The 20,824-nt window shown below is 32.8% G+C and carries 23 protein-coding genes; 7 read left to right on the top strand and 16 right to left on the bottom strand.

The genetic code is table 11. The features are described from left to right. Positions 1-9 precede the first annotated feature (9 nt). Together ACX9TM_RS09380 and dsdA are read right to left on the bottom strand one after the other, a co-directional pair. Entirely contained in the window at positions 10-1,257 is a 1,248-nt protein-coding gene (locus tag ACX9TM_RS09380; protein ID WP_000058301.1) for a DUF445 domain-containing protein, read from the bottom strand. Between the two features lie 153 nt (positions 1,258-1,410). Continuing rightward, complete coding sequence (gene dsdA, locus ACX9TM_RS09375; protein ID WP_000658539.1) at positions 1,411-2,742, bottom strand: D-serine ammonia-lyase; 1,332 nt, start codon at positions 2,740-2,742, stop codon at positions 1,411-1,413. Between the two features lie 150 nt (positions 2,743-2,892). On the opposite strand from dsdA, the gene ACX9TM_RS09370 reads away from it, so the two are divergent. Next, positions 2,893-3,438: a helix-turn-helix domain-containing protein gene (locus ACX9TM_RS09370; protein ID WP_000427637.1), complete on the top strand. Its 546-nt coding sequence runs from the start codon at positions 2,893-2,895 to the stop codon at positions 3,436-3,438. Between the two features lie 39 nt (positions 3,439-3,477). Here the strand turns inward: ACX9TM_RS09370 and ACX9TM_RS09365 are convergent, their stop codons facing one another. Next, positions 3,478-3,654, bottom strand: a complete 177-nt coding sequence (locus ACX9TM_RS09365; protein WP_002025592.1) for a hypothetical protein — start codon at positions 3,652-3,654, stop codon at positions 3,478-3,480. Positions 3,655-3,797: 143 nt separating this feature from the next. Here ACX9TM_RS09365 and ACX9TM_RS09360 point away from each other — a divergent pair, with 143 nt between their 5' ends. Both ACX9TM_RS09360 and ACX9TM_RS09355 read left to right on the top strand, forming a co-directional pair. Continuing rightward, positions 3,798-4,892, top strand: coding sequence for a response regulator aspartate phosphatase (locus ACX9TM_RS09360; RefSeq protein WP_000114849.1), 1,095 nt, complete (start codon positions 3,798-3,800; stop codon positions 4,890-4,892). Further along, on the top strand, positions 4,892-5,029 hold the full coding sequence (locus tag ACX9TM_RS09355; protein WP_000724012.1) for a hypothetical protein: 138 nt from the start codon (positions 4,892-4,894) through the stop codon (positions 5,027-5,029). Before ACX9TM_RS09360 ends, ACX9TM_RS09355 begins: the two co-directional genes overlap by 1 nt. A gap of 121 nt (positions 5,030-5,150) precedes the next feature. On the opposite strand, the gene ACX9TM_RS09350 is transcribed toward ACX9TM_RS09355, so the two are convergent. The 6 genes from ACX9TM_RS09350 to ACX9TM_RS09325 all read right to left on the bottom strand — a co-directional run bounded on the left by ACX9TM_RS09350 (position 5,151) and on the right by ACX9TM_RS09325 (position 8,925). Beyond that, the gene (locus ACX9TM_RS09350; RefSeq protein WP_000454847.1) at positions 5,151-5,831 is read right to left on the bottom strand and encodes a prolipoprotein diacylglyceryl transferase family protein; all 681 of its coding nucleotides are present in this window, start codon (positions 5,829-5,831) and stop codon (positions 5,151-5,153) included. Positions 5,832-5,848: 17 nt separating this feature from the next. Then, positions 5,849-6,403, bottom strand: coding sequence for a TlpA family protein disulfide reductase (locus ACX9TM_RS09345; protein ID WP_065382064.1), 555 nt, complete (start codon positions 6,401-6,403; stop codon positions 5,849-5,851). Between the two features lie 18 nt (positions 6,404-6,421). Continuing rightward, positions 6,422-7,135, bottom strand: coding sequence for a cytochrome c-type biogenesis protein CcdA (gene ccdA, locus ACX9TM_RS09340; protein ID WP_000990443.1), 714 nt, complete (start codon positions 7,133-7,135; stop codon positions 6,422-6,424). 53 nt (positions 7,136-7,188) lie between these two features. Further along, entirely contained in the window at positions 7,189-8,001 is an 813-nt protein-coding gene (locus tag ACX9TM_RS09335; protein ID WP_000871937.1) for a M56 family metallopeptidase, read from the bottom strand. 4 nt (positions 8,002-8,005) lie between these two features. Next, on the bottom strand, positions 8,006-8,419 hold the full coding sequence (locus ACX9TM_RS09330) for a BlaI/MecI/CopY family transcriptional regulator (RefSeq protein ID WP_000495053.1): 414 nt from the start codon (positions 8,417-8,419) through the stop codon (positions 8,006-8,008). Between the two features lie 107 nt (positions 8,420-8,526). Next, positions 8,527-8,925, bottom strand: coding sequence for a DUF3942 family protein (locus tag ACX9TM_RS09325; RefSeq protein ID WP_000347525.1), 399 nt, complete (start codon positions 8,923-8,925; stop codon positions 8,527-8,529). Between the two features lie 392 nt (positions 8,926-9,317). Between ACX9TM_RS09325 and ACX9TM_RS09320 the strand changes: the two genes are divergently transcribed. Further along, positions 9,318-10,016, top strand: a complete 699-nt coding sequence (locus ACX9TM_RS09320) for a peptidase E (protein ID WP_000762116.1) — start codon at positions 9,318-9,320, stop codon at positions 10,014-10,016. A 56-nt stretch (positions 10,017-10,072) separates the two neighbouring features. On the opposite strand, the gene ACX9TM_RS09315 is transcribed toward ACX9TM_RS09320, so the two are convergent. Together ACX9TM_RS09315 and ACX9TM_RS09310 are read right to left on the bottom strand one after the other, a co-directional pair. After that, positions 10,073-11,482, bottom strand: a complete 1,410-nt coding sequence (locus ACX9TM_RS09315) for an MATE family efflux transporter (protein WP_000804124.1) — start codon at positions 11,480-11,482, stop codon at positions 10,073-10,075. A gap of 97 nt (positions 11,483-11,579) precedes the next feature. Then, on the bottom strand, positions 11,580-12,344 hold the full coding sequence (locus ACX9TM_RS09310; protein WP_001280271.1) for a DUF2087 domain-containing protein: 765 nt from the start codon (positions 12,342-12,344) through the stop codon (positions 11,580-11,582). 690 nt (positions 12,345-13,034) lie between these two features. Here ACX9TM_RS09310 and ACX9TM_RS09305 point away from each other — a divergent pair. Continuing rightward, positions 13,035-13,457, top strand: a complete 423-nt coding sequence (locus ACX9TM_RS09305; RefSeq protein ID WP_000669069.1) for a PH domain-containing protein — start codon at positions 13,035-13,037, stop codon at positions 13,455-13,457. 95 nt (positions 13,458-13,552) lie between these two features. On the opposite strand, the gene fumC is transcribed toward ACX9TM_RS09305, so the two are convergent. After that, complete coding sequence (gene fumC / locus ACX9TM_RS09300) at positions 13,553-14,941, bottom strand: class II fumarate hydratase (RefSeq protein WP_000456608.1); 1,389 nt, start codon at positions 14,939-14,941, stop codon at positions 13,553-13,555. Positions 14,942-15,132: 191 nt separating this feature from the next. Between fumC and ACX9TM_RS09295 the strand changes: the two genes are divergently transcribed. Continuing rightward, the gene (locus tag ACX9TM_RS09295) at positions 15,133-15,843 is read left to right on the top strand and encodes an SDR family NAD(P)-dependent oxidoreductase (protein ID WP_000759544.1); all 711 of its coding nucleotides are present in this window, start codon (positions 15,133-15,135) and stop codon (positions 15,841-15,843) included. Between the two features lie 16 nt (positions 15,844-15,859). Beyond that, positions 15,860-16,240 carry a MerR family transcriptional regulator gene (locus ACX9TM_RS09290; protein WP_000291863.1) on the top strand — a complete coding sequence of 127 codons (381 nt, stop codon included), beginning with the start codon at positions 15,860-15,862 and terminating at the stop codon, positions 16,238-16,240. Between the two features lie 40 nt (positions 16,241-16,280). Here the strand turns inward: ACX9TM_RS09290 and nhaC are convergent, their stop codons facing one another. The 4 genes from nhaC to ACX9TM_RS09270 all read right to left on the bottom strand — a co-directional run bounded on the left by nhaC (position 16,281) and on the right by ACX9TM_RS09270 (position 20,810). Then, positions 16,281-17,684, bottom strand: a complete 1,404-nt coding sequence (nhaC, locus tag ACX9TM_RS09285; RefSeq protein WP_000843992.1) for a Na+/H+ antiporter NhaC — start codon at positions 17,682-17,684, stop codon at positions 16,281-16,283. A gap of 463 nt (positions 17,685-18,147) precedes the next feature. Then, the gene (locus ACX9TM_RS09280) at positions 18,148-18,807 is read right to left on the bottom strand and encodes a class I SAM-dependent methyltransferase (protein ID WP_001104669.1); all 660 of its coding nucleotides are present in this window, start codon (positions 18,805-18,807) and stop codon (positions 18,148-18,150) included. 112 nt (positions 18,808-18,919) lie between these two features. Continuing rightward, complete coding sequence (locus ACX9TM_RS09275) at positions 18,920-19,804, bottom strand: TIGR03943 family putative permease subunit (RefSeq protein ID WP_000513979.1); 885 nt, start codon at positions 19,802-19,804, stop codon at positions 18,920-18,922. Positions 19,805-19,817: 13 nt separating this feature from the next. Beyond that, positions 19,818-20,810, bottom strand: coding sequence for a permease (locus tag ACX9TM_RS09270; RefSeq protein WP_171287437.1), 993 nt, complete (start codon positions 20,808-20,810; stop codon positions 19,818-19,820). Positions 20,811-20,824 lie beyond the last annotated feature (14 nt).

Raw genomic sequence — 20,824 nt, 5'->3', positions numbered from 1 at the left:
AGGTTTTTCTCATATAATCGCTTTAATTCCTTCTAACACTAATCCAATCATAAATCCGCAAACCGCCCCGTTCACTCGGATCCACTGCAAATCTTTACCGACATTATTTTCAATCATTTCGATTAACGTTTTATCATCTAACTTATCAAGATTTTCTTGTACAAGCTTACCGATTTTCGAATGGTTTTTTTCCACAAGTGTAACAACTTGCTTTTGTAACCACTCCTCTATTTTTTGAACAGTTTGTTCATCTTCTTTTATTTTGTTCATTTGTTTTTGTAAAAATGGAATAACATATTTATCAGCAAATTCTTCATTATTTACAAAAGCAACTGCTCTTTGTTGTACTTGCTCTAGCATCTCTTTTATTTTGTCAGTAGCATTCCAATTGGCAATCCATTTTTCTTTCCAATTTTCTAATTCTTGTAGTAACGCTTCATTTTCTTTTACATTTATAATTTCTTGACGAATTTTCGCTAATATAAGTTGTCTCGTGCTATTATCTGCATCTTGTAAGCTGTTAATATTGCTAATAATAAACTTCTGCAAAATGCCGCCAATTTTATCTTCATCTACAATATTCATAAACGATTTCAATGTAAACTGTAAGAATCCATCTACTTTTATATTTTCCATCGCCTTCATACCTAAACTTCCAAGCTGGTAGCGTGCTTCATCTTGCGCTGTCCAATCTTTCACTTTTACTAAAATGTAATCAAGTGTCTTCTCATCATATTCTTGCACAACTAATTGATCAACAAGCACTTGTAAGATGTTACTTGTATTAATTGTATGCAAATATGTTTTTAATTCTTTTTCAATAATAACAGCTAACTTTTCTGTATCTATTGTAACAATTGCTTTCTCTGCAATCGTTACAATCCCCTTTTTCACAGCATCAGACTGCATTTCTCTCTCAGCAATTTGCAGTACCATTTGTGCTAACTGCATCTCTTTTACTTTATTCGTAATACTTTCTTTCGTCAGCCATTCATTTTCTAACGTATTGATGAGCCCTTTCGTTACTCGTTTACGATTTTTAGGTAACAAAGCTGTATGCGGAATTGGTATTCCCATCGGGTGACGGAATAATGCTGTAACTGCGAACCAATCTGCAAGCCCGCCAACTAACCCAGCTTCAAATCCCCCTTGTATAATCTCTCCAGCTATCGTTCCTTGAAAAGGGATAGAAGCCGCAAAGCCGACACCCATAACCCCAAGTGAAATACCCGCTATATATTTAGTCTGTAATGACATCGTATACACATCCTCTTATTATGTAAAATAAAGCTTTTTGTTGTATTTATTCAATATTAGTTATCCTTTATATATACTATAAAGAACTATTGTGAAAATAACAAAGATTTTTATGTACATGAAAAAATGAGGCTACAACTAGCCTCATTTTTCTTATATCGTTAATTCCAAACCTTTCCTATAATATTCATCCATTGTATCGTTTGGAACCATACTTCCACCCGTTCCCCACACAATATGAGTACCTTTTTTCACCTTCTCTGTTAACTGTAGCTTTTGTAAATACTCATCTTCTTTACATACTTTCACTGGCCCTATCATACCTGCTAGTGCAGAAGGCTCTAAATAAATATTCTCCGTATCAGCTAGCTCTTTTAACAATCTATATAACTCTTCATCGCTTACTGTGTAATTCCCACTCAAAAATGGTTCCATCGTTTTACCGACAAATCCAGATGGCCTTCCTACCGCAAGTCCATCCGCATCTGTTACATTATCAATTCCGATATCTTGAACGGAAATTTTGTCATGAAGGCCTGTCATTAAGCCGAGTAACATACAAGGAGAATGTGTTGGCTCTGCAAAGTAACAATGAACATTATCTTTATACAATAACTTTAAACCGAATGCTACTCCGCCAGGTCCTCCTCCTACTCCGCACGGAAGATAAACAAATAAAGGATGATTTTCATCTACTACAACCTCTAACTCTTCTAATTGCTTTTGTAATCGTGATGCTGCTACTGCGTATCCTAAAAATAAATCATGCGAGTTTTCATCGTCTACAAAATAACAGCTAGGATCCGCATCCGCTTGTCTTCTTCCTTCTTCTACTGCTTTGCTATAATCATCTTCATATTCAATAACGTTTACACCTTTACTTCTTAATAAATCTTTCTTCCATTCTTTTGCGTCTGCTGACATATGAACAGTTACATTAAAACCTAGATTCGCACTCATAATCCCTATGCTAAGTCCTAAATTCCCTGTAGAACCTACTGCAATTGAATATTTCGAGAAAAACTCTCTACATGTATCACTATCTAAAACGGAATAATTATCTTCTTCTGTTACCATTCCGTGCTGCAATGCTAGTTGCTCAGCATGTTTCAACACTTCATAAATACCGCCCCTAGCTTTAATTGATCCTGATATTGGAAGATGACTATCACATTTTAATAATAATTCTCCTAAAATAGGTTGCTCATATTTTCTCTCTAAAGCTTCTTTCATAGAAGGTATTTTCACTAAAGGTGATTCGATTATGCCGTTCGCCCCTTTCGTTTCAGGAAAAACTTTCGCAATATATGGTGCAAAACGCTTTAATCTCTCTTCCGCATCTTTTACATTCTCTTCATTAAGTGGTGAATCTTTTATTGCTGTTTCATACTTTTCTATGTTTGGATTTATCCAAAATACTTCTTCTGTTGCAATAAGCTTATTCACTAATGGATATTCTGCTTGTAATGCCCCTATTTCTTTCATTTTGTTTCCTCCTTATATCCTTGTAGCTCACCATACAATAAATTATAATTAAATTAATTTTAATATAGTTTAACACAAATAATCCCATTAAGTTAATTTTAATTTAATTTATTTAAATATAATTTAATAATTATTAAGGAGATTTTCATTATGGAAAATATAGATATTGGTAAAAAAATTGAAAAACAAAGAAAAGAAAAAGGTTTAACTAGTAAAGAACTAGCAAAGATGGCCGATATTACACCATCAATGTTAAGTCAAATTGAGCGCGGGTCCGCTAACCCTTCTATCCAAACATTAAAAGTGCTTGCTAAAGCTCTTGATGTGCCAACATTTAGCTTTTTACTTGAAGATACAAATACAGACGATTTAATTGTACGTTCCCATAAACGAAAGAAAATGATTATTGATAATTTATCATATGAAATGCTTTCACCTGATTTCACTGGAAATTTAGCAACAGCAATTATGACCGTCCCGCCTAATACAGCTTCATCAGAAAATGTGCTAGAACATAAAGGAGAAGAATTAGCATTTGTCTTAGATGGGAAAATCACATTATATTTAAATGAGGAAGAATACGTATTAGAAACTGGCGACAGTGTAAAAATACCTGCTTATTTAAAGCATAAATGGGTGAATCATTTTGAAAAAAACGCGATAGTCCTATTTTCTGTTACTCCGCCGATTTTTTAATATATCAATAAAAACAGGATGATTCTTATAAAGTGAGGATTATCCTGTTTTTATTAAATAAGAAAGTGAAATTTTTGTTAAAAACTTAACAGTTGGACCCAATCCGAACAATCCTCCTAAAAACATATTTACAAGTAAAACTATCCCTCCCATTGATGCTAACGTATCATGAGTCAGATTCATCCCACCACTACCAGAGGCACTTGTAATATTCACATAAAAATAAGAAATATGTAAAAATTAATTAATTTTTCAGAATTTTGTTGAAAAATATGATAAAATCACTCTTATACTTCTTCTATTTTGCTATTATAGAAATAATTAAATTAGGATACTTTTATCGAATGGGGGAATATATAATGAGTGTGTTATTAAAAGGGCATGAACAGATTGTCAACGAATTAAACATTTTATATCAAGTAATGGTAGCGGAGCAATTAATTGAAGCGAAACAATTAAAAGAAAAAATAGAGAAACAGATTAATAAAATTGAAGCTGATCAAACTCTATCGCTTTACTACTCCCTACTAAACTTTAAATATAAGGTCCTAACCGATTGGACAAACATTAAGTATGATACTTTTAGTCAAATTGTTCGTTTAGACAATCCAATAACTGAAGACTTTATTACTTATTATTATCACTTTTTTAAAGCTGAACATGCTACCATTATTGGAAATTATGATGAAGCAAAAAAAGAATACGAAAAAGCTGAATCCCTTTTAAAACATGTACCAGGCGAACTAGAAGAAGCTGAATATAAATATAAATTTGCTATATTTAATCACCATACAAACAAACCACTTACAGCAATCAATTATGCAAATCAAGCTAAAGAGATTTTCTCAAAATATCCACGTTATGAAATTAAAATAGCTCTATGCGAAAACATTTTAGGCTCATGTTCTGTTTATTTAAAACAATTCGAACAAGCCGAAGAGAACTATAATTCAGCAATCAATATTTTACAAAAGCTGAAAGACGATACACTAATCTTAAAAGTTCGAAATAACTTAGGTTGGCTCTACTCTTCTCAAAATCTATCAACCCTTGCTATTAGACATCTTACAATAGTTACAAACAAATTACCTAAACACCTAAAAGCCAATTTTCTACAAGCCAAAGAACATTTTAGTTTAAATGAAAAAGAACTTGCAAACGATTGGGTTCAAAAAGGCTTAGAAATTTGTAATGAATTAAATAATCAAGAATATAAACACCATTTCACTATCTTAAAAACACAACACACTGGTATTCTAGACGACTTAGAAAACGCAATCATTGCAGGCACTACATATTTTAACAGTAAAGAATTATACGATTATGTACAAGAATATTACGAATTATTAGCAGTAGAATTTCATAAAGTGAATAAAATAGAGAAATCTCAAAAATATTTTTTCAAAACTTACGAAGCAAAACAAAAATTATTAACTAAGGAGGCACTAAGATAATGAAAAAGATTAGTTTAGCTATTTTAACCTTTACATGCATACTTGCTTTTGGATTTAATAATTTTACTGAAAGTCAACAAGCAAAACAACTTCCAAAATGGGATACAGATAAACAAGAAACACATGCAGACCTATAGAAACCTAAAAACCCCTAATAAAGGGGTTTTTAGATTTCTACAATATAATGATTTAGCATATGATGAAGAAATATGCTTATAAAAGATAGCCATACAGATACTCTCTGTACATGGCTATCTTTTATTTTTTCGGCACCAACAAAATCCCTAAACTAATAATACAAAAGCTCATTATTTGCTCTGCTGATAGACCAAACAGAACCGAATTTTGTTCACTAACAAGCGAAATAATAATATGAGCAAACCCCTCAATAATTAGAAAAACACTTATATTCTTTCCATTTCCGAGCCTTTCATTTTTCATCCATAACAAGCCCATTATACAAAGAGCAAGGATGATCTCATATACGAAAATAGGATGATATAAAAATTTAGATTCATATATATTCATTCCCCATGGTAGTGTCGTTTGTACACCTACTTCATGATGGAATAGAAAATAAAAGATAATGCACACACACAATCCAAAAGGGAGTACATCAAGTAAAATACGAAGCAAAAATTGTTCCTTTTTACTTTTCCAAAAAATGTATACACTCGCAATTACGCATCCTACTACAATATGTTGCATACTTCCAATAGCTAATATTGCTTGCACCGGCGCCCCAAAAGCCCATACAGGATTTAAAATTGCTGGTGCAAACTTCCATACAAATACGATGATAAGAAAAGCATTTGTTACGGCATCCATCATTTTTTCATATGATACATTTTGATACTTCATCTTTCGTTTCATCAACATAAAACCAAATAGACTTCCAATTATAAGAGATATGGGTTGTAACCTCACAATCCACTCCATCGTCACCAAATCTCCTTTTAATTCTCAATCAATTTCTTAAATTTCTTTTCTAATTGATCTGGTGGTAATACACCTCGTACATGATCTACTATAATTCCATCTTTATTAACAAAAAATGTCGTCGGTAAAGAGAATACTTTATAATCTAGTCCAGCTACTCCGTCCATATCTAGTAGAACAGGAAACTCAAAACCATAACGATTAGCAAATGCGCTTGCTTCTTGTACTGGGTCACTAACAGTTGCATTCACCGCAAAAATTTCAACATCCTTTTTATATTTATCATACATATGAACTAAGTCAGGTGCCTCCATTTCACACGGCCCACACCATGATGCCCAAAAATTAATAATATACGGTTTTCCCTTGGCATCATTTAACGACTGTAACTTTCCGTCTAATCCTTTTAATGTGATGCTAGGTGCTTTAAAACCGACTTGTGGTAATACTTCTTTCTTCTGTAACTCTGCTTGTTTCGCTTTTCTTTCCTTCTCTTCTTTCTTTGAATTATAAAAGTTAACCCCCGCCCAAACGAGTGCCCCTACTAATATAATAGCAATTATTTTCTTCACTTTTCTTCCTCCTCATTTTTAAAAACCTGTAAATCCACCGAATAGACGAATAAAGAATGCTGTAATTTTCGTCATTTGATTTGTATACAATAAAATACCTGTTACAATCATCATTCCACCGCCAATTTTCATCATGACATTGGCATATGTAACAATCCATTTTACCTTCCCAATAAAGAATGCCATCACGAAAAATGGAACCGCAAACCCAAGAGTATACGCTGTAATATAAAGAAGCGCCCCTTCAGGATTCGTCGCGCCAAGCATGAGTACAGCTGAAAATATCGGTCCAACACATGGCGTCCAACCTGCTGCATATGTCATACCGACTAAAATCGAGCGAATATATCCAGTCGATTTACTTCTATACTGCACCTTTTTCTCTGCCATAAGCCACTTAGGCTGAAACAAGCCCGTCATAAATAGCCCCATTAAAACAATAAAAATCCCACCAATTTGTTGAATCAATTTTTGGTTAGATGAAAATGTTATTCCAATCCAGCTTACCGATAAACCTAACGCGTAAAATATAACCGAAAATCCGATCATAAAAAATACTGTATGTATAATCGCTGATTTTTGCATAATTCCACGATTTTCTTTTAAATCTTGGATAGACACACCGGTAATATAAGATAAATAAGATGGATATAGCGGTAAAGAGCACGGTGATATAAATGACAATACTCCCGCCCCAGCCACAAGCCAAATTGTTAAATCTGCTGCATTCATTTTATTCCCCCTTAAACACTACAATGAGTAGTGTTTATTCTTAAAAAAAGAGGCTATATGCACTCTCCGACAATAAGTACAACCGACATACAGAATAAACCTACTGTTACATATACCGAATTCGTATGTAACGGAATAGTAAGCTTAACAACCTTTTCATTTAACACTTGCTCGATTCGTAAATTTATTGCTGTTTTTGCAAATGAAGCTGTAACACATCGATTTTCCATTGTCTTTATTTTAATTAATTTTAATAACGCGCTACCTAACTCAAATGAAGATTCCATTTTTTGCATCGCATATTTATCAGCAGCTAGCTCCTGATACGTATGATATCGCTGTAACAACCCTTTTAATATCGGTATGTACATCATTCCTTCTGCTAATAGCGTAAAACAAAATAATTTTAGCGGATCCCAATTCTTTTGATGATATTCTTCATGGAAAATAATTGCATCTATTTCTTCATCTGAAAATGTTTGAAGCATCCCTTCTGACATGACAACTTTCGGACGAAATAGCCCAATTGTATATGCCGCAACTTCCGTAGTCGGCAATATATATATTTGTTTTCCTTTTCGGACGAAAGGGATAAGTACTTTTTGTAATTTTTTACTATAGAAAAATTGTCGCCAAATTCTTTTGCACACGATTAATACAGTAAGTAGTAATAATCCAGCGATTATAATACGAATCAGCGATAATTCTTTCATATGTTTTTCTAACTGGAACAAGCAAAAATTTGAAAGAAGGAACATCTTATTTTGAAACAGAAATGGATATGTAACGTAATACACTAACATACTGAAAAAGAGGATACTAACAATTACTGCTAACAATACGATTTTACGCATTTGCCATTTCATTTCATTAATCCTCTCTTTTTAACTGACTCAATTTGTCTTCTAACTTTTTTATTAAAGTCGGATCAGCCTGCTCTAACTCATCTAACATATGATTTACAACTAAATCTCCAAATTCCCCCATCAATTCCTGTGTCATTTTCTTCGTTTGATTGGATAAGAATTCTTCTTTTGTTTGTACAGCACGATATATACCACTTCTTTTCACAGTCTGTTTTTCTAAGTGTAATTTCTCTACTAACCTGTTCATAACTGTCATAACAGTGTTAAAATTCACAGGTGATTCTTCACTTAATTTCTGCTGCACTTCTTTAATAGTAATACCATCGCTAGACCAAACAATCTCCATAATTTTCGCTTCAAGCGGTCCAAAGAAATGATTTAACCCGTGCTCATTTAACTTATAGTTTTGAGTAAACATTGTACAACTCCTTTCACACTACGAATTGTAGTATAAATTAAATGAAAGGTCAAACGTAAATGATATATATGAAAATTAACTACCCATAAATACATAGGCTATTCCATTCATTTTAAACCTAATTTTTCTCCAAATGTATCAAAAAGATACTGCTCTAATATTTGTACACTAAACTTCTCATTACGTCCAAGTGCAAATAATTCCCGATCTTTCGCTACGATAGTATCTAACGGAATAGCTACATTATCCACTATTTTTGTAATTTCAATTATATTACTTTTTACATTTACTTCTGTTTTAAATTCAACGTTTTCTAACACTATATGTGAACGTCTTCCTGATGCAAAAAAAGTAAAATTAGGATTTTTAACAACGCCAATTTCAGTCTCTAACGCATATAAATAGTGAAAAATTACATCTCTGTGTCCATCTTTTATTATTTTTTCATCCTTCTCATCGTCTAAGTATTCTTTCAGCTTCGTTGTAAATTCAAATCGAAAATCCACTTTTTTCACTCTCCTTCTTTGTATTTCATATTAAATAAATATATTGAAATAATTTTAACATATTGTAATACAACTTCCTATTAAAAGTAAAAACTGTTTTAAAAAATCGCTATTATTTCCGATACCCTTTTAAAATATAAGTATAAATTCAATATGAATCAATGCGTCATTATATCTATTTAAACATATTTTTTCCATATTTTGAAACATTAGTATGAAATATTATATATCAATGTATGGTTTCTAATGCATTGGTATATATAGTCAGTAGTTTCTTTACTATTCCGATATACTTAAGCTACATTTTCTAATTATTGATTACATTACGGAAGGAATGTAACTCTCTTCTATCGAATTTTTATATAACAAAAATAATTAGGTGGTGCTTTACTATGAAATTAGCTGTCATTGGTGGCGGTGATTTACAAGATTCAAATCACTTGCCTATTAATGAACGCCTTATAGAATTAACAAATAAACAGTACCCAAAAATATTGTTTATTCCAACGGCTAGTCATGATGATGAAAGCTATATAAAATTATTTTTAGACACTTTTGAAAAACAATTACATTGTGAAGTACAAATTTTACGTACTACAACAGATTCACCTTCAAAGTATGAAATAGACGAGATGATTCATTCAGCCGATTTAATTTATTTAGGTGGCGGGAACTATATTCACATGCTTACGCAATGGAAAGAACATAGACTCGATGAAAAATTATTATTGGCTCTGCAGCAAGGAACACTTATTGCTGGTTATAGCGCTGGTGCTATGTGTTGGTTCACGTCTAGTATCCGATCAGATTATGAAGGTTCTGGTTATATAGAGAGTAACGGATGGGGTATTGTTAATAAAAGATTTTGTCCACATTATAATCAATTAAACAGAATGAACGCCTTCCATTCCTTTTTACAAAATCATCAAGGGAATATAGAAGGAATTGCACTGGAGGATAATTGCGCTTTATATATTACAGAGGAATCCTTTGAGATTATCGGTGAACCGGAAAAAGCGTGGGAGTTTTATATGAGTGATAAAACACTCATTAGACAACATTTTGATATAACTTTAAAAAGCTATTTATAAACCTGAACTTACGAAAAAATGTCCCTAAGTCTAATAACTTAGGGACATTTTTCTATTTAACTAACTAATCGTGTAATTCGTTTCTTTTGCCATGAAAGCTTATAATATGCATACTGTAATATTAAGCTGACAATAAATGCTGCTGGATACCCGATCCAAATGCCTTCTATTCCAAGACTTGTATGGTAAGAAAGATAATATGCTACGGGTACTTCTACAAGCCAAATTGAAACAACTCCAATAACAGTTGGCCAAAGTACTGTACCGCTCGCTCGCATTGTCGCACTAATAATTTGTGCATGACCGAAAATTAAATAACTCCATAATGTAATCATAACTAAGCTATGAGCAATTTCAATTGTAGTTTGACTCGTTAAAAATAGTGATAAAATGTCTCTTGAGAATACGTAAATAAGAGATATTAACACACCACCGATGACGTAGTTCATAATAATTCCGGCCTTCACAACTTTCTGTAATCGATCAAATTGATTCGCACCAATCGATTGTGCCGCAAAAATGGAAACTGTAATACCAAGGCTAACTGCTGGCATTTGTACATAACTTGCAACTTGATTCACAACGCCGTAAGCAGCTGTTGCATCCGAACCGTAACGATTTACAAATGCGATTACGGCAATTTCAGATAATGAAACTAATATCATATTAATACTCGCTGGAATACCGAGCCTTAGTAATAGCTTTAATAACTCCCCATCCATTCGAAGGTATTTTCTAACCGTTCCATCTAGTTGTAATGGGTGATTTTTCTTCTTTAAATACACAAGCATGACAATAAACGTAATAACTGTAGATATAACAGATGCATAGGCCGCTCCATACACATCTAATTTCGGAGCTCCTAACCATCCAAAAATAAGAATCGGTAATAAGATCATATTTAGCGCTGTACTTACAATTAAAAAGTAAAATGGCGTTTTAGAATCTCCTGTACCTCTCATAAATGTTGTATATGCGAAATATAAAAATAATACTGGCATCGATATAAATAAAATCCGTGCATAATGTACACTTATTTCAATAATATTTTCTGGCGTTCCCATTAGACGCATAATATCCATCGCAAAAATACTGCCTATTATCGCCAACACAACTCCAATAATAAAGGTAAACGTCAACGTCGTACCAACGATAGCTTTTAAACGATCTTCGTTTTTAGCACCAAACGCCTGACCAATTAAAATAGAGCTTCCTGAACCGATACCAATTACAAATGAAACGAGCAAGAAAAATAATGGGAAGAATGCTGATATAGCCGCTAAATCATTAACTCCAAGCCATCTTCCTACTACTACCATACCAAATAATTGTCCAACTGATTGTAGTACATTACTTAATAATAACGGTACTAAAAACATCGACATCGATTTCCAAATCGGTTTACTCTCACTTTCCAACTTATGTGACTCCGCACCTTCTTTATTGTTATCTGCAGGTGGTTTCAAATTTCATTTCTCCTTTTATTAAACATCTATTTTCAATCTCTATCTCTTTGTATAGTTGTTATAATACTGTGCTTCTATTCATTTTCTTTTCGTATGATTATAACTTCACCCAATATTGACTTCCATCGGCTGTTCGATCTAAAAATCCATATTCGATTAAATATCTTCTTAAAGTTACAAAATCAGGGTATACATTTTCTATCACTGTATTTACTTCTTTTTCAGTATACTTTTTATTACTATCAAACTTCTTCACTAAATGGCGCAATATAATTAATTTACGCTTTTGTTTCTTCGGAAATTTAGAGAGAGGTCCATCTAATCCTTCTGTAAAATGAGCTTTTAATACTTCATCATTTTCTTCTTCCGTAATATTGTATCGATCATCCACCATCGTTGCTGTTCTATGAATTGGCACAAATTTCGTTTGTACTTTTGATTTTTCTTCTGATAATTCCATTAGCGCTAAAAATACTTTTGCTTGCTTCATTTTCTCTCGCAGTGTAAATCGATGATTACGAATTGTTGATGTACTTCCGCCATCCATCTCTTTTACAATTTCTTTATCATTCAGTCCCATATGGAAAAACTGAACCATTTTCTTTTGTAAATCCGTTAAACCAGTAAATTTCTTATCCATATTTAACAAATAATCAAACATAGACGTATGCTCATTTTGAATATGCAATTGGACGAACTTCTCTGCTTCATACAAAATTTGGTTATCTTGATAAATAACACCTTTAATAAATGTTTCACCACAAGCTAAGCAAATGTACTCCTCTTTTTCTTCATCAAACACATACCCTTTCTTTAATTCCTCTATTGACGCATCCCAAAACTTCTCTGAAATATCGCTCATACTAAACACTCCTTCAAAATGTTTATTTAAAACCAAACAAATCAATATATCGTTTATTATCACTTCATCATCTTATCACAACACAAACAAACATTTCAACGTTTCGTTTGCCCATTTTATAAACTTTTATAAAAACATCTAACAAAAGGGTTTAATACAACGAAAAGCGAATATGTTTATACAAATTCATTTTATAGGATGTGAAATAGAACATAAATATTCTTTAAGACCCTTAGTTTACCGTTAAACAAATTGCACAGAATACATATGCGATTAGTGAATATGGAACTGGTATTCACTCATTCCAAAACTTCAGTATTCAATTTTAACTACAAAAAAGATGTTTTCGTATAAGAAAACATCCTTTACTTTTTATATATTCTATTTACAGTCTCTACTAAAACCTTACTTGCTTGTACAAATGTATGCTTTCGATTTCTATCTTCAACAAATTTATTAGCACAACTACTCATAATGATCATACAACTAATTATGACTAACGCTATCTTTCTATTCTTGTAAGTCACTTTATGCCACTCCACTATTACAAAACTTCTTTTGAATTTATCCCATCAAGAAATTTTACATGAATAATAAAACGCGCGAATATGCAATTCTGCATATTCACACGTTTTATCACAATGTTATGATTTAATTTAGTTAAAGAACAAGTATACCGAGGTGACTAACTTGAAATTTAAAGCGAAAAAAAATCCATTCCACGTCATTTTCATTACATTATTTATAATTATTTTTTTCGTTTCGTTATTCTTCCAAAATGAAAATTCTATTTTTTTCACTCTCATGATGCTATTAAATATCGTGAATCTTTCTTCATTCTATTTCTCTCACTACAACATAACGGAATCATCTCTTGTTGTAAAACACGGTTTCATTTTTCATACTGAAATTCCATTTGAAGATATTCGTCACGTTAAATACTCTGGTAAAAAACTTCATTCAAAAAAATGGACTAGACAACAATTAGAAATCCATTACAATTTATTTGACTCAGTGACCACTTTCGTACCACTAGAAGAAGAAAAATTCATTTCACTCTTAAAAGAGAACTGCCCACAGATGAAAGTAATGAATACGCCTGCTAACAAATAATATATTTTGAAGCTTGTAGTATTGCAAGTAGATGAAACATAAAAATGAACATCAAAAAAGCCAAGATTCTATACTAAGAACCTTGGCTTTCTCTATTACTCTTTTGGAGCAATCATTTTCTTTGGATCTACAATTTCATCAAATTGCTCTTCTGTTAGTAGCCCAGATTGCAATGCTGCTTCTTTTAAAGTTAACCCTTCTTTATGAGCATGCTTCGCAATTTTCGCTGCATTTTCATATCCGATATGTGGGTTTAGCGCTGTTACAAGCATTAGTGAACGATTCACATTTTCATTAATTACTTCTTCATCTGCTTCAATACCAACTGCACAATTGTCATTAAACGAAACAATTGCATCCGCTAATAAGTGAGCTGATTGTAAGAAGTTATAAGCAATAACAGGTTTAAATACATTTAACTCAAAGTTACCTTGGCTCGCAGCAAATCCGATTGTTGCATCATTCCCCATCACTTGCGCTACAACCATCGTTAATGCTTCACTTTGCGTTGGATTTACTTTCCCTGGCATAATAGAGCTTCCCGGTTCATTTGCTGGAATAATAATTTCTCCAAGACCACTACGTGGACCACTTGCAAGCCAACGTACATCGTTAGCGATTTTCATTAAATCCGCAGCTAATGCTTTTAATGCACCGTGAGTATATACAACTTCATCATGGCTCGTTAATGCATGGAACTTATTTGGTGCAGAAACAAATTGTTTACCTGTAAATTGACTAATTTCCTCTGATACCATCTCACCAAATTTAGGATGAGCATTGATACCTGTTCCAACCGCAGTTCCACCAATTGCTAACTCTTTCATATATGTATTGCTCTCTGCAATCATACGCTCTGTTTTTTCAAGCATACGGTGCCATCCGCTAATTTCTTGCCCTAAAGTTAACGGCGTTGCATCTTGTAAATGTGTACGACCAATTTTTATAATATGTTCAAATGCAGTTACTTTTTCTGCTAAAGTTTCTTTTAATTTCGTAATTGCTGGTAATACGTGATTTTCTACTGCGATTACACAAGCTACATGAAGCGCCGTTGGAAATGTATCATTTGAACTTTGTGACATGTTCACATCATCATTCGGATGAATATGTACGTCAGATCCCTTCTCTTTCAAAATTTGATTCCCACGATTTGCAATTACTTCATTCACATTCATGTTTGACTGTGTACCACTACCTGTTTGCCATACGACAAGCGGAAAATGTTCATTCCATTTCCCTGCAATCACTTCATCCGCAGCTTCTACAATTGCTTCTGCTTTTTCTTCTGATAGCTTTCCTAATTTTTGATTGCTAAGCGCTGCACTCTTCTTTAAAATTGCAAATGCTTTTACAATTTCAAGTGGCATTTGCTCTGTTCCAATTGGAAAGTTTTCTTTACTACGTTGTGTTTGTGCTGCCCATAATTTATCAGCTGGAACTTTTATTTCTCCTAATGTATCTCTTTCAATTCTGTACTCCATGTTTTCATCCCCTTGAAAATATAATACCTACATCTCTTATAATAACAGACTTTCTCTTAAATGATAAGAATTCTCACTCTTATATATAGATATTCTATATTTATTTTAAAAAATTCCTCTTGACCTAAACTTAAGTTTAGGCTGTATCCTTTCCATTGTAACCTACTATAACACTACTGGAGGAATTCAATATGAAAAAATATGCTTTTATAACAGGTGCAAATAAAGGAATTGGATATGAACTTGTTCGTCAATTAGCAGAAAAAGATTATCACGTATTTTTAGGTGCTCGTAATGAACAACTTGGACAACAAGCCGTAGAATCTTTAAATGTTTCAAACGTTTCCTATATTCAAGTAGATATTTCAAATTCACAATCCATTCAAGAAGCAATAAAGAAAATTTACGAAATGACTGACCACTTACATTTATTAATTAATAACGCAGGCATAGCGCTAGACTTCAATACACTACCTAGTGAATTAAATATTGAAACTTTACGCCAAGGATTTGAAGTTAATTTTTTTGGAACTTTCCAAATGATGCAAGCCTTTTTACCATTATTAAAGAATTCAAGCAACAGTAAAATCATAAATGTAACAACTGACATGGCCTCACTAACAATGTTTGCTAATGGTGAAACACATCCAATTAATACACTAGGATATAATTCTTCCAAAACAGCTATTAATGCTTTAACATTAGCTTTTAGTAAAGAATTTGCCACTAACGGTCCAGAAGTATTTGGGGTAACTCCTGGTTTTACAACTACGGATCTTAATGGAAATTCCCCTGGTGGCCATACAACCACTGAAAGTGCTAAAATTATTATTAAATATGCATTAAGTGAAACAAACTATAATGGTAAAATACTTAACAAAGATGGCATTATACCTTGGTAATAAAAGGATGAATGATATGTATTATACAATTGGGCAAGTCGCCAAAATGCAACATTTAACTATTTCTCAAATACGTTATTACGATAAACAAGGACTGTTTCCTTTTCTGCAAAGAAACGAAAAAGGAGATCGAGTTTTTGATGAAGAAGCACTGAAATATTTAGAAATGATTTTGTGTTTAAAAAACACCAGTATGCCAATTCAAAAAATAAAACAATTTATCGACTGGTCTATGGAAGGAGAATCTACCATCCTTCAAAGGTTAGCATTAATGAAACAACAGGAGACCAATGTCTTACAGCTCATGCAAGACACTGAAAAAAACTTAAAAAAGATACAACAAAAAATTGCTAAATATGAGAATGAAATAACTTCAGCAAATGCTATTAAAAAATAAAAAAATCACCTTCTACATATTGTAGAAGGTGATTTTTATTTTATGATGCTTGCTTTCCTTTATCTGCATCATCTACATACCAGATGAATTTGCCTGTATATCCGTAAATAACTGCTAAAATTAACGATACGAAGCTTAACCACATAAACGGAACGTATGAGAACGTTGCTACACCTAAAATACCAGCCATAAAAATACCATTATCAGACCATGGAACCATACCTGAAGTTAACGTTCCACCTACTTCTGAGTTACGCGCTAATACACGACGGTCTATTTTTAATTTATCATAGCTATCTTCCATAATTTTTGGTGTTAAAATTAGTGATACATACATCGCACAACCAAATATATTAGCTAAGAATGCCACGATTAATGTAGACAATGTTACATTACCTGCAGAATTTAATTTCTTCTCAAATTTTGATACGATTACTTTTAAAACACCTAGTTTTTCAAGTAATCCACCAAATCCTAAACCGAAAATAATAACGGCTACTGAGCCAAGCATGCCGTTAATTCCACCACGGTTTAATAACTTGTCAACAAACTCAACACCAGATTGAATTGAGAATCCGTTATAAGCTGTTCCAATCGCCTCTCCAAAGTTCATCCCTTGGAAAAGAGTTGCCCAAATTGCACCAATTAAAGCTCCCATTGCAATTGTTGGCATAGACGGTTTCTTCATCGCTAATAGAACGATAACAATGACCGCCGGAACAAGCATCCATATTTTAATATCAAATTGCTTTAATAAAGCTTCTTTTAAAAATTCTACTCGATTCAAATCTACATTATCGCCGCCATACATCCAACCAGCTACAGTAAACATAATACTAGTAATAATATAAGCCGGAACATCTAATACGAGCATAGCTCGAACGTGAGCAATAACATCTACTTTCGCCATAGAAGCTGCAAGAACTGTGCTATCAGAAAGTGGTGATAATTTATCGCCGAAATAAGCTCCTGAAAGAACTGCACCAGCAACAAGCGGAAGTGGTAAACCAAGTCCTTCACCAATCGCCATCATAGCAATACCTGCTGTTCCCACTGTTCCCCAAGACGTTCCTGTTGCGATAGAAGTTATAGAACAAATAATTAATGTTGCTAATAGGAATATGCTAGGGTGAATAAATTCTAATCCATAATAGATTAATGTTGGTACTACCCCACCAGCAATCCACGTTCCAATTAAAGCACCTACTGCAACTAAAATCAGTATTGCTTCTAATCCGTTAGAAATCCCTTTCGTAATTGCATCTTGCAATTCTTGATAACGAAATCCTAATCTTAATCCAAGCGCAATTACTAAAAACCATGAAATAAATAGCGCTAATTGAATTGGGAGATCAAAAATCGTTTGGAAGGAAAAGACAACAGCAAGAAATAGTAATAAAAGAACTATGATTTCTAGCATCGATGGTAATCTTACACTTTTCATTTTTTTCTCTCCTTACAAGTCGATAACATGACGTATGTCGTCTTACATGTATGTAATATACAATTAGCGAAGACAAAACAAAATTTTCATATTATTTCGATTTATTTTTCCAGTATAATATATTCACAACCCTTTCTATTGTAAAAGTAGATTACGTTTTTCGCAATGAAAAATATAAAAAATGTTGTATTTTTATTTATCCCGATATTTTCGGCCAATAAGACCTCCGCCTTAAAATTCAGTAAGTGCAAAGCACTTAGGTAAGAAATTAACTACTGTAAAATTCCGAATCGATATGAACATATTAAAGCTTCACTTTATTTACAAGGAACAATCCCATACTAACTTTTTTAATATTTGCTGCAACAAAACTTTTTACAACTATCTTAACTTTTTAATTCACACCATTATTTTCTACGCAAAAAATAGGGCACACATCCTTAAAATGATGTATGCCCTATCTTTATTTATACATATTTTGTATTTCTTCTTTATTTTTAAGTATTTCCTCAAACTTATCACTACAACCCTTCGGAAATAACACTCCCAGTCCATATGAATGCGCAAATTGAAAATGAGGGCACTTCGCTTTTACCTCATCCCAAAACTTATACACGCCGAAATCACCACTTCTAACTTCAATATCATGAAATAATACAATACCGTTTTTCGCGACTTTCGGTAGCCATGTATTATAATCGTGAGAAACAGCTTCATACGTATGATAGCCATCAATATGCAAAAGATTTATCGTTTCATCTTGAAACCGGTCTACAGCATCATCAAAAGTAGATCGAATTAAATTTCCTATATTAAGGTAGTTATCGCTCACTACTTTTTCTACTATTTGAAAAACCCCTTCTCCATATGGACCTGTATGCCCATCTCCAGCCCAAGTATCTACTGCAAAGCATTTAGTCGATAACCCTCCATCTTTTACTCCTTGACAAAAACTGAAGAAAGAAGCACCTAGATGTGTACCTAACTCAACTAAAGTTTCCGGTTTTTCAAATCGTACTAAGTCATATGCAAAATCTAAATGTCCACTCCACGCAGATTGTGACCGAATAATAGGACTAAATGTTTCAAATTCAAATGATGGTTTATGAGTAACCCAGTTCATCGCATAACTCCTTCTGCACATATTTTTAACAAACCAAATTACTCTTATCTTTATTTTTTTATTGCCATGATTATGATTCTATTTCATGAAAATATGAAGAATTTATTCTTTTCTATTGAGGTAAAGCATCATATACATATGGGTCAGTTGGCTTATTAATTTTCTCGATTTTGTTTACTTTTACAAGTGGAAAGACTGTTCCTTTATATGTCGTTTCATCTAATAATCCTGTTATTTTCACCCATGTTTCTTCTGGAATTTTTTCAATATTTTTCCCGGTAACAATCATCCCCCAGACTGATGCATCCGCAATACAACAAGTTATACCATATCGAGCCACTACTGCTTTATTACCCGTCACATCTTTATCCTTATATATAAACCCTAAGAATGTAATTTCTTTCCCTTTAAACCAATTGACATTTTGACCAATTACATTCATTGTTTGAACATAATCCTTATCCTTTACTTGTAGTTTACGCTGTCCTAACATACTTTTTACTACTTGCTCTTCCGTTTTATAAGTCGTTGCTAAATTTGATGTTTCTTCTGGATCAACTGATACTTCTCGCCCATCAAACTTAACCTGTTTCCCCTCTTTTTCGTTTCTTTCTAGACTTCTCGACTGTACACTTTGATTCATACCCCTTTTTCCTGCTAAACTTCCATCAATTGTTACACTTCCAAAGAGAAAAGCACTAACTATCGGAACGACAAATAAAACATATACAAAGAAACTTTTTATCCCTGATTTTGATGTTGTATGATGTTTACAACAATTACAATCATGCTGTTTTTCTCTTCCATCTCTCCAAACTTGTACAATACCAAAAATTAAAATTACTACAAAAGCTATATACGTAAATTTGATCATTTTTGGAGCGATAAAATTATAAATATTCCCTGTTACAAGTAGTTTAAATAAGAGCATTGCTAAACCAATTAAAATAATGCCACGAATATAGCAATGATATGCCTTCTGCTCCTCTTTCCCCATTCTTTCTCACCTCCTATAACATTATGATTTGCAGGATGGTATACACAGATATAATGACAATTCCTATCAAAAAGAATACAAATCTCTTTTGAAAATATGCAAATAGCATTAACGTATTTTTCATATCAAGCATAGGCCCAAACACAAGAAATGCGAGAAGTGCCTTTACCGAGAAAACATGTCCAAAAGATGCCGCTATAAAAGCATCGGCTGCAGAGCAAATTGATAAAACATAACCAAATCCCATCATAATAAAGGGGGCAATTACTTCGTTATGTGCTACTGCATCCAGTACATTCCGATCAAAAAACGTTTGAAATACACTTGCTAAAAAAGCACCAATCAATAAATACTTACCAGTATCAAAAAACTCATCTACAATGTGATTCATAACATCTTTCCAACTCTTTTTATTGCTTGTTTGAACTGAAACCTCTACATCTTTTAAAACATTTCTTTCGCGATAGCAATAATACACAATTAGACCTATGAATAGAGCAACTAAAATTGTTATCCCAAAGCGTGCATATACAACGTAATCATTTTTTGGAAACGCATATACAGTAGATAAAAGAACAACTGGATTCATAATGGGTGCACTCAGTAAAATAACAATGCCTACATGAAGTGGTAACCCCTTTTGAATGAGCCTTCTTACAATTGGTATAATGACACATTCACACATTGGAAAAAGAACTCCCACAAATACTGCCGGAATCATTGCAACAATCGGAGATTTCGGCAGTACTTTTTGAATCATATCTTCCGTCACAAACACTTGAATACATGAAGAAACAATTACCCCTAATAAAATAAAGGGTATTGCTTCAAAAATGATACTTAAAAATACTGTATTCACATTCAACCATTCCTGTGGCATATTTTTGTGCAAATTTGCTAGACTTGTAAAATCTACAAAAAATAATAAAAAGAGAAACATAGCGATAAGAGCTATGCCTACTAATTCTTTTGAAACTCTATTAAAGACCAAGCTTCTCGCCTCCATTTTATTTATATGTA

The sequence above is a fragment of the Bacillus sp. LH1 genome (assembly GCF_057924895.1).
Note: the sequence above shows the minus strand (reverse complement) of the source record. Positions and strands in the feature narration are given on the sequence as shown.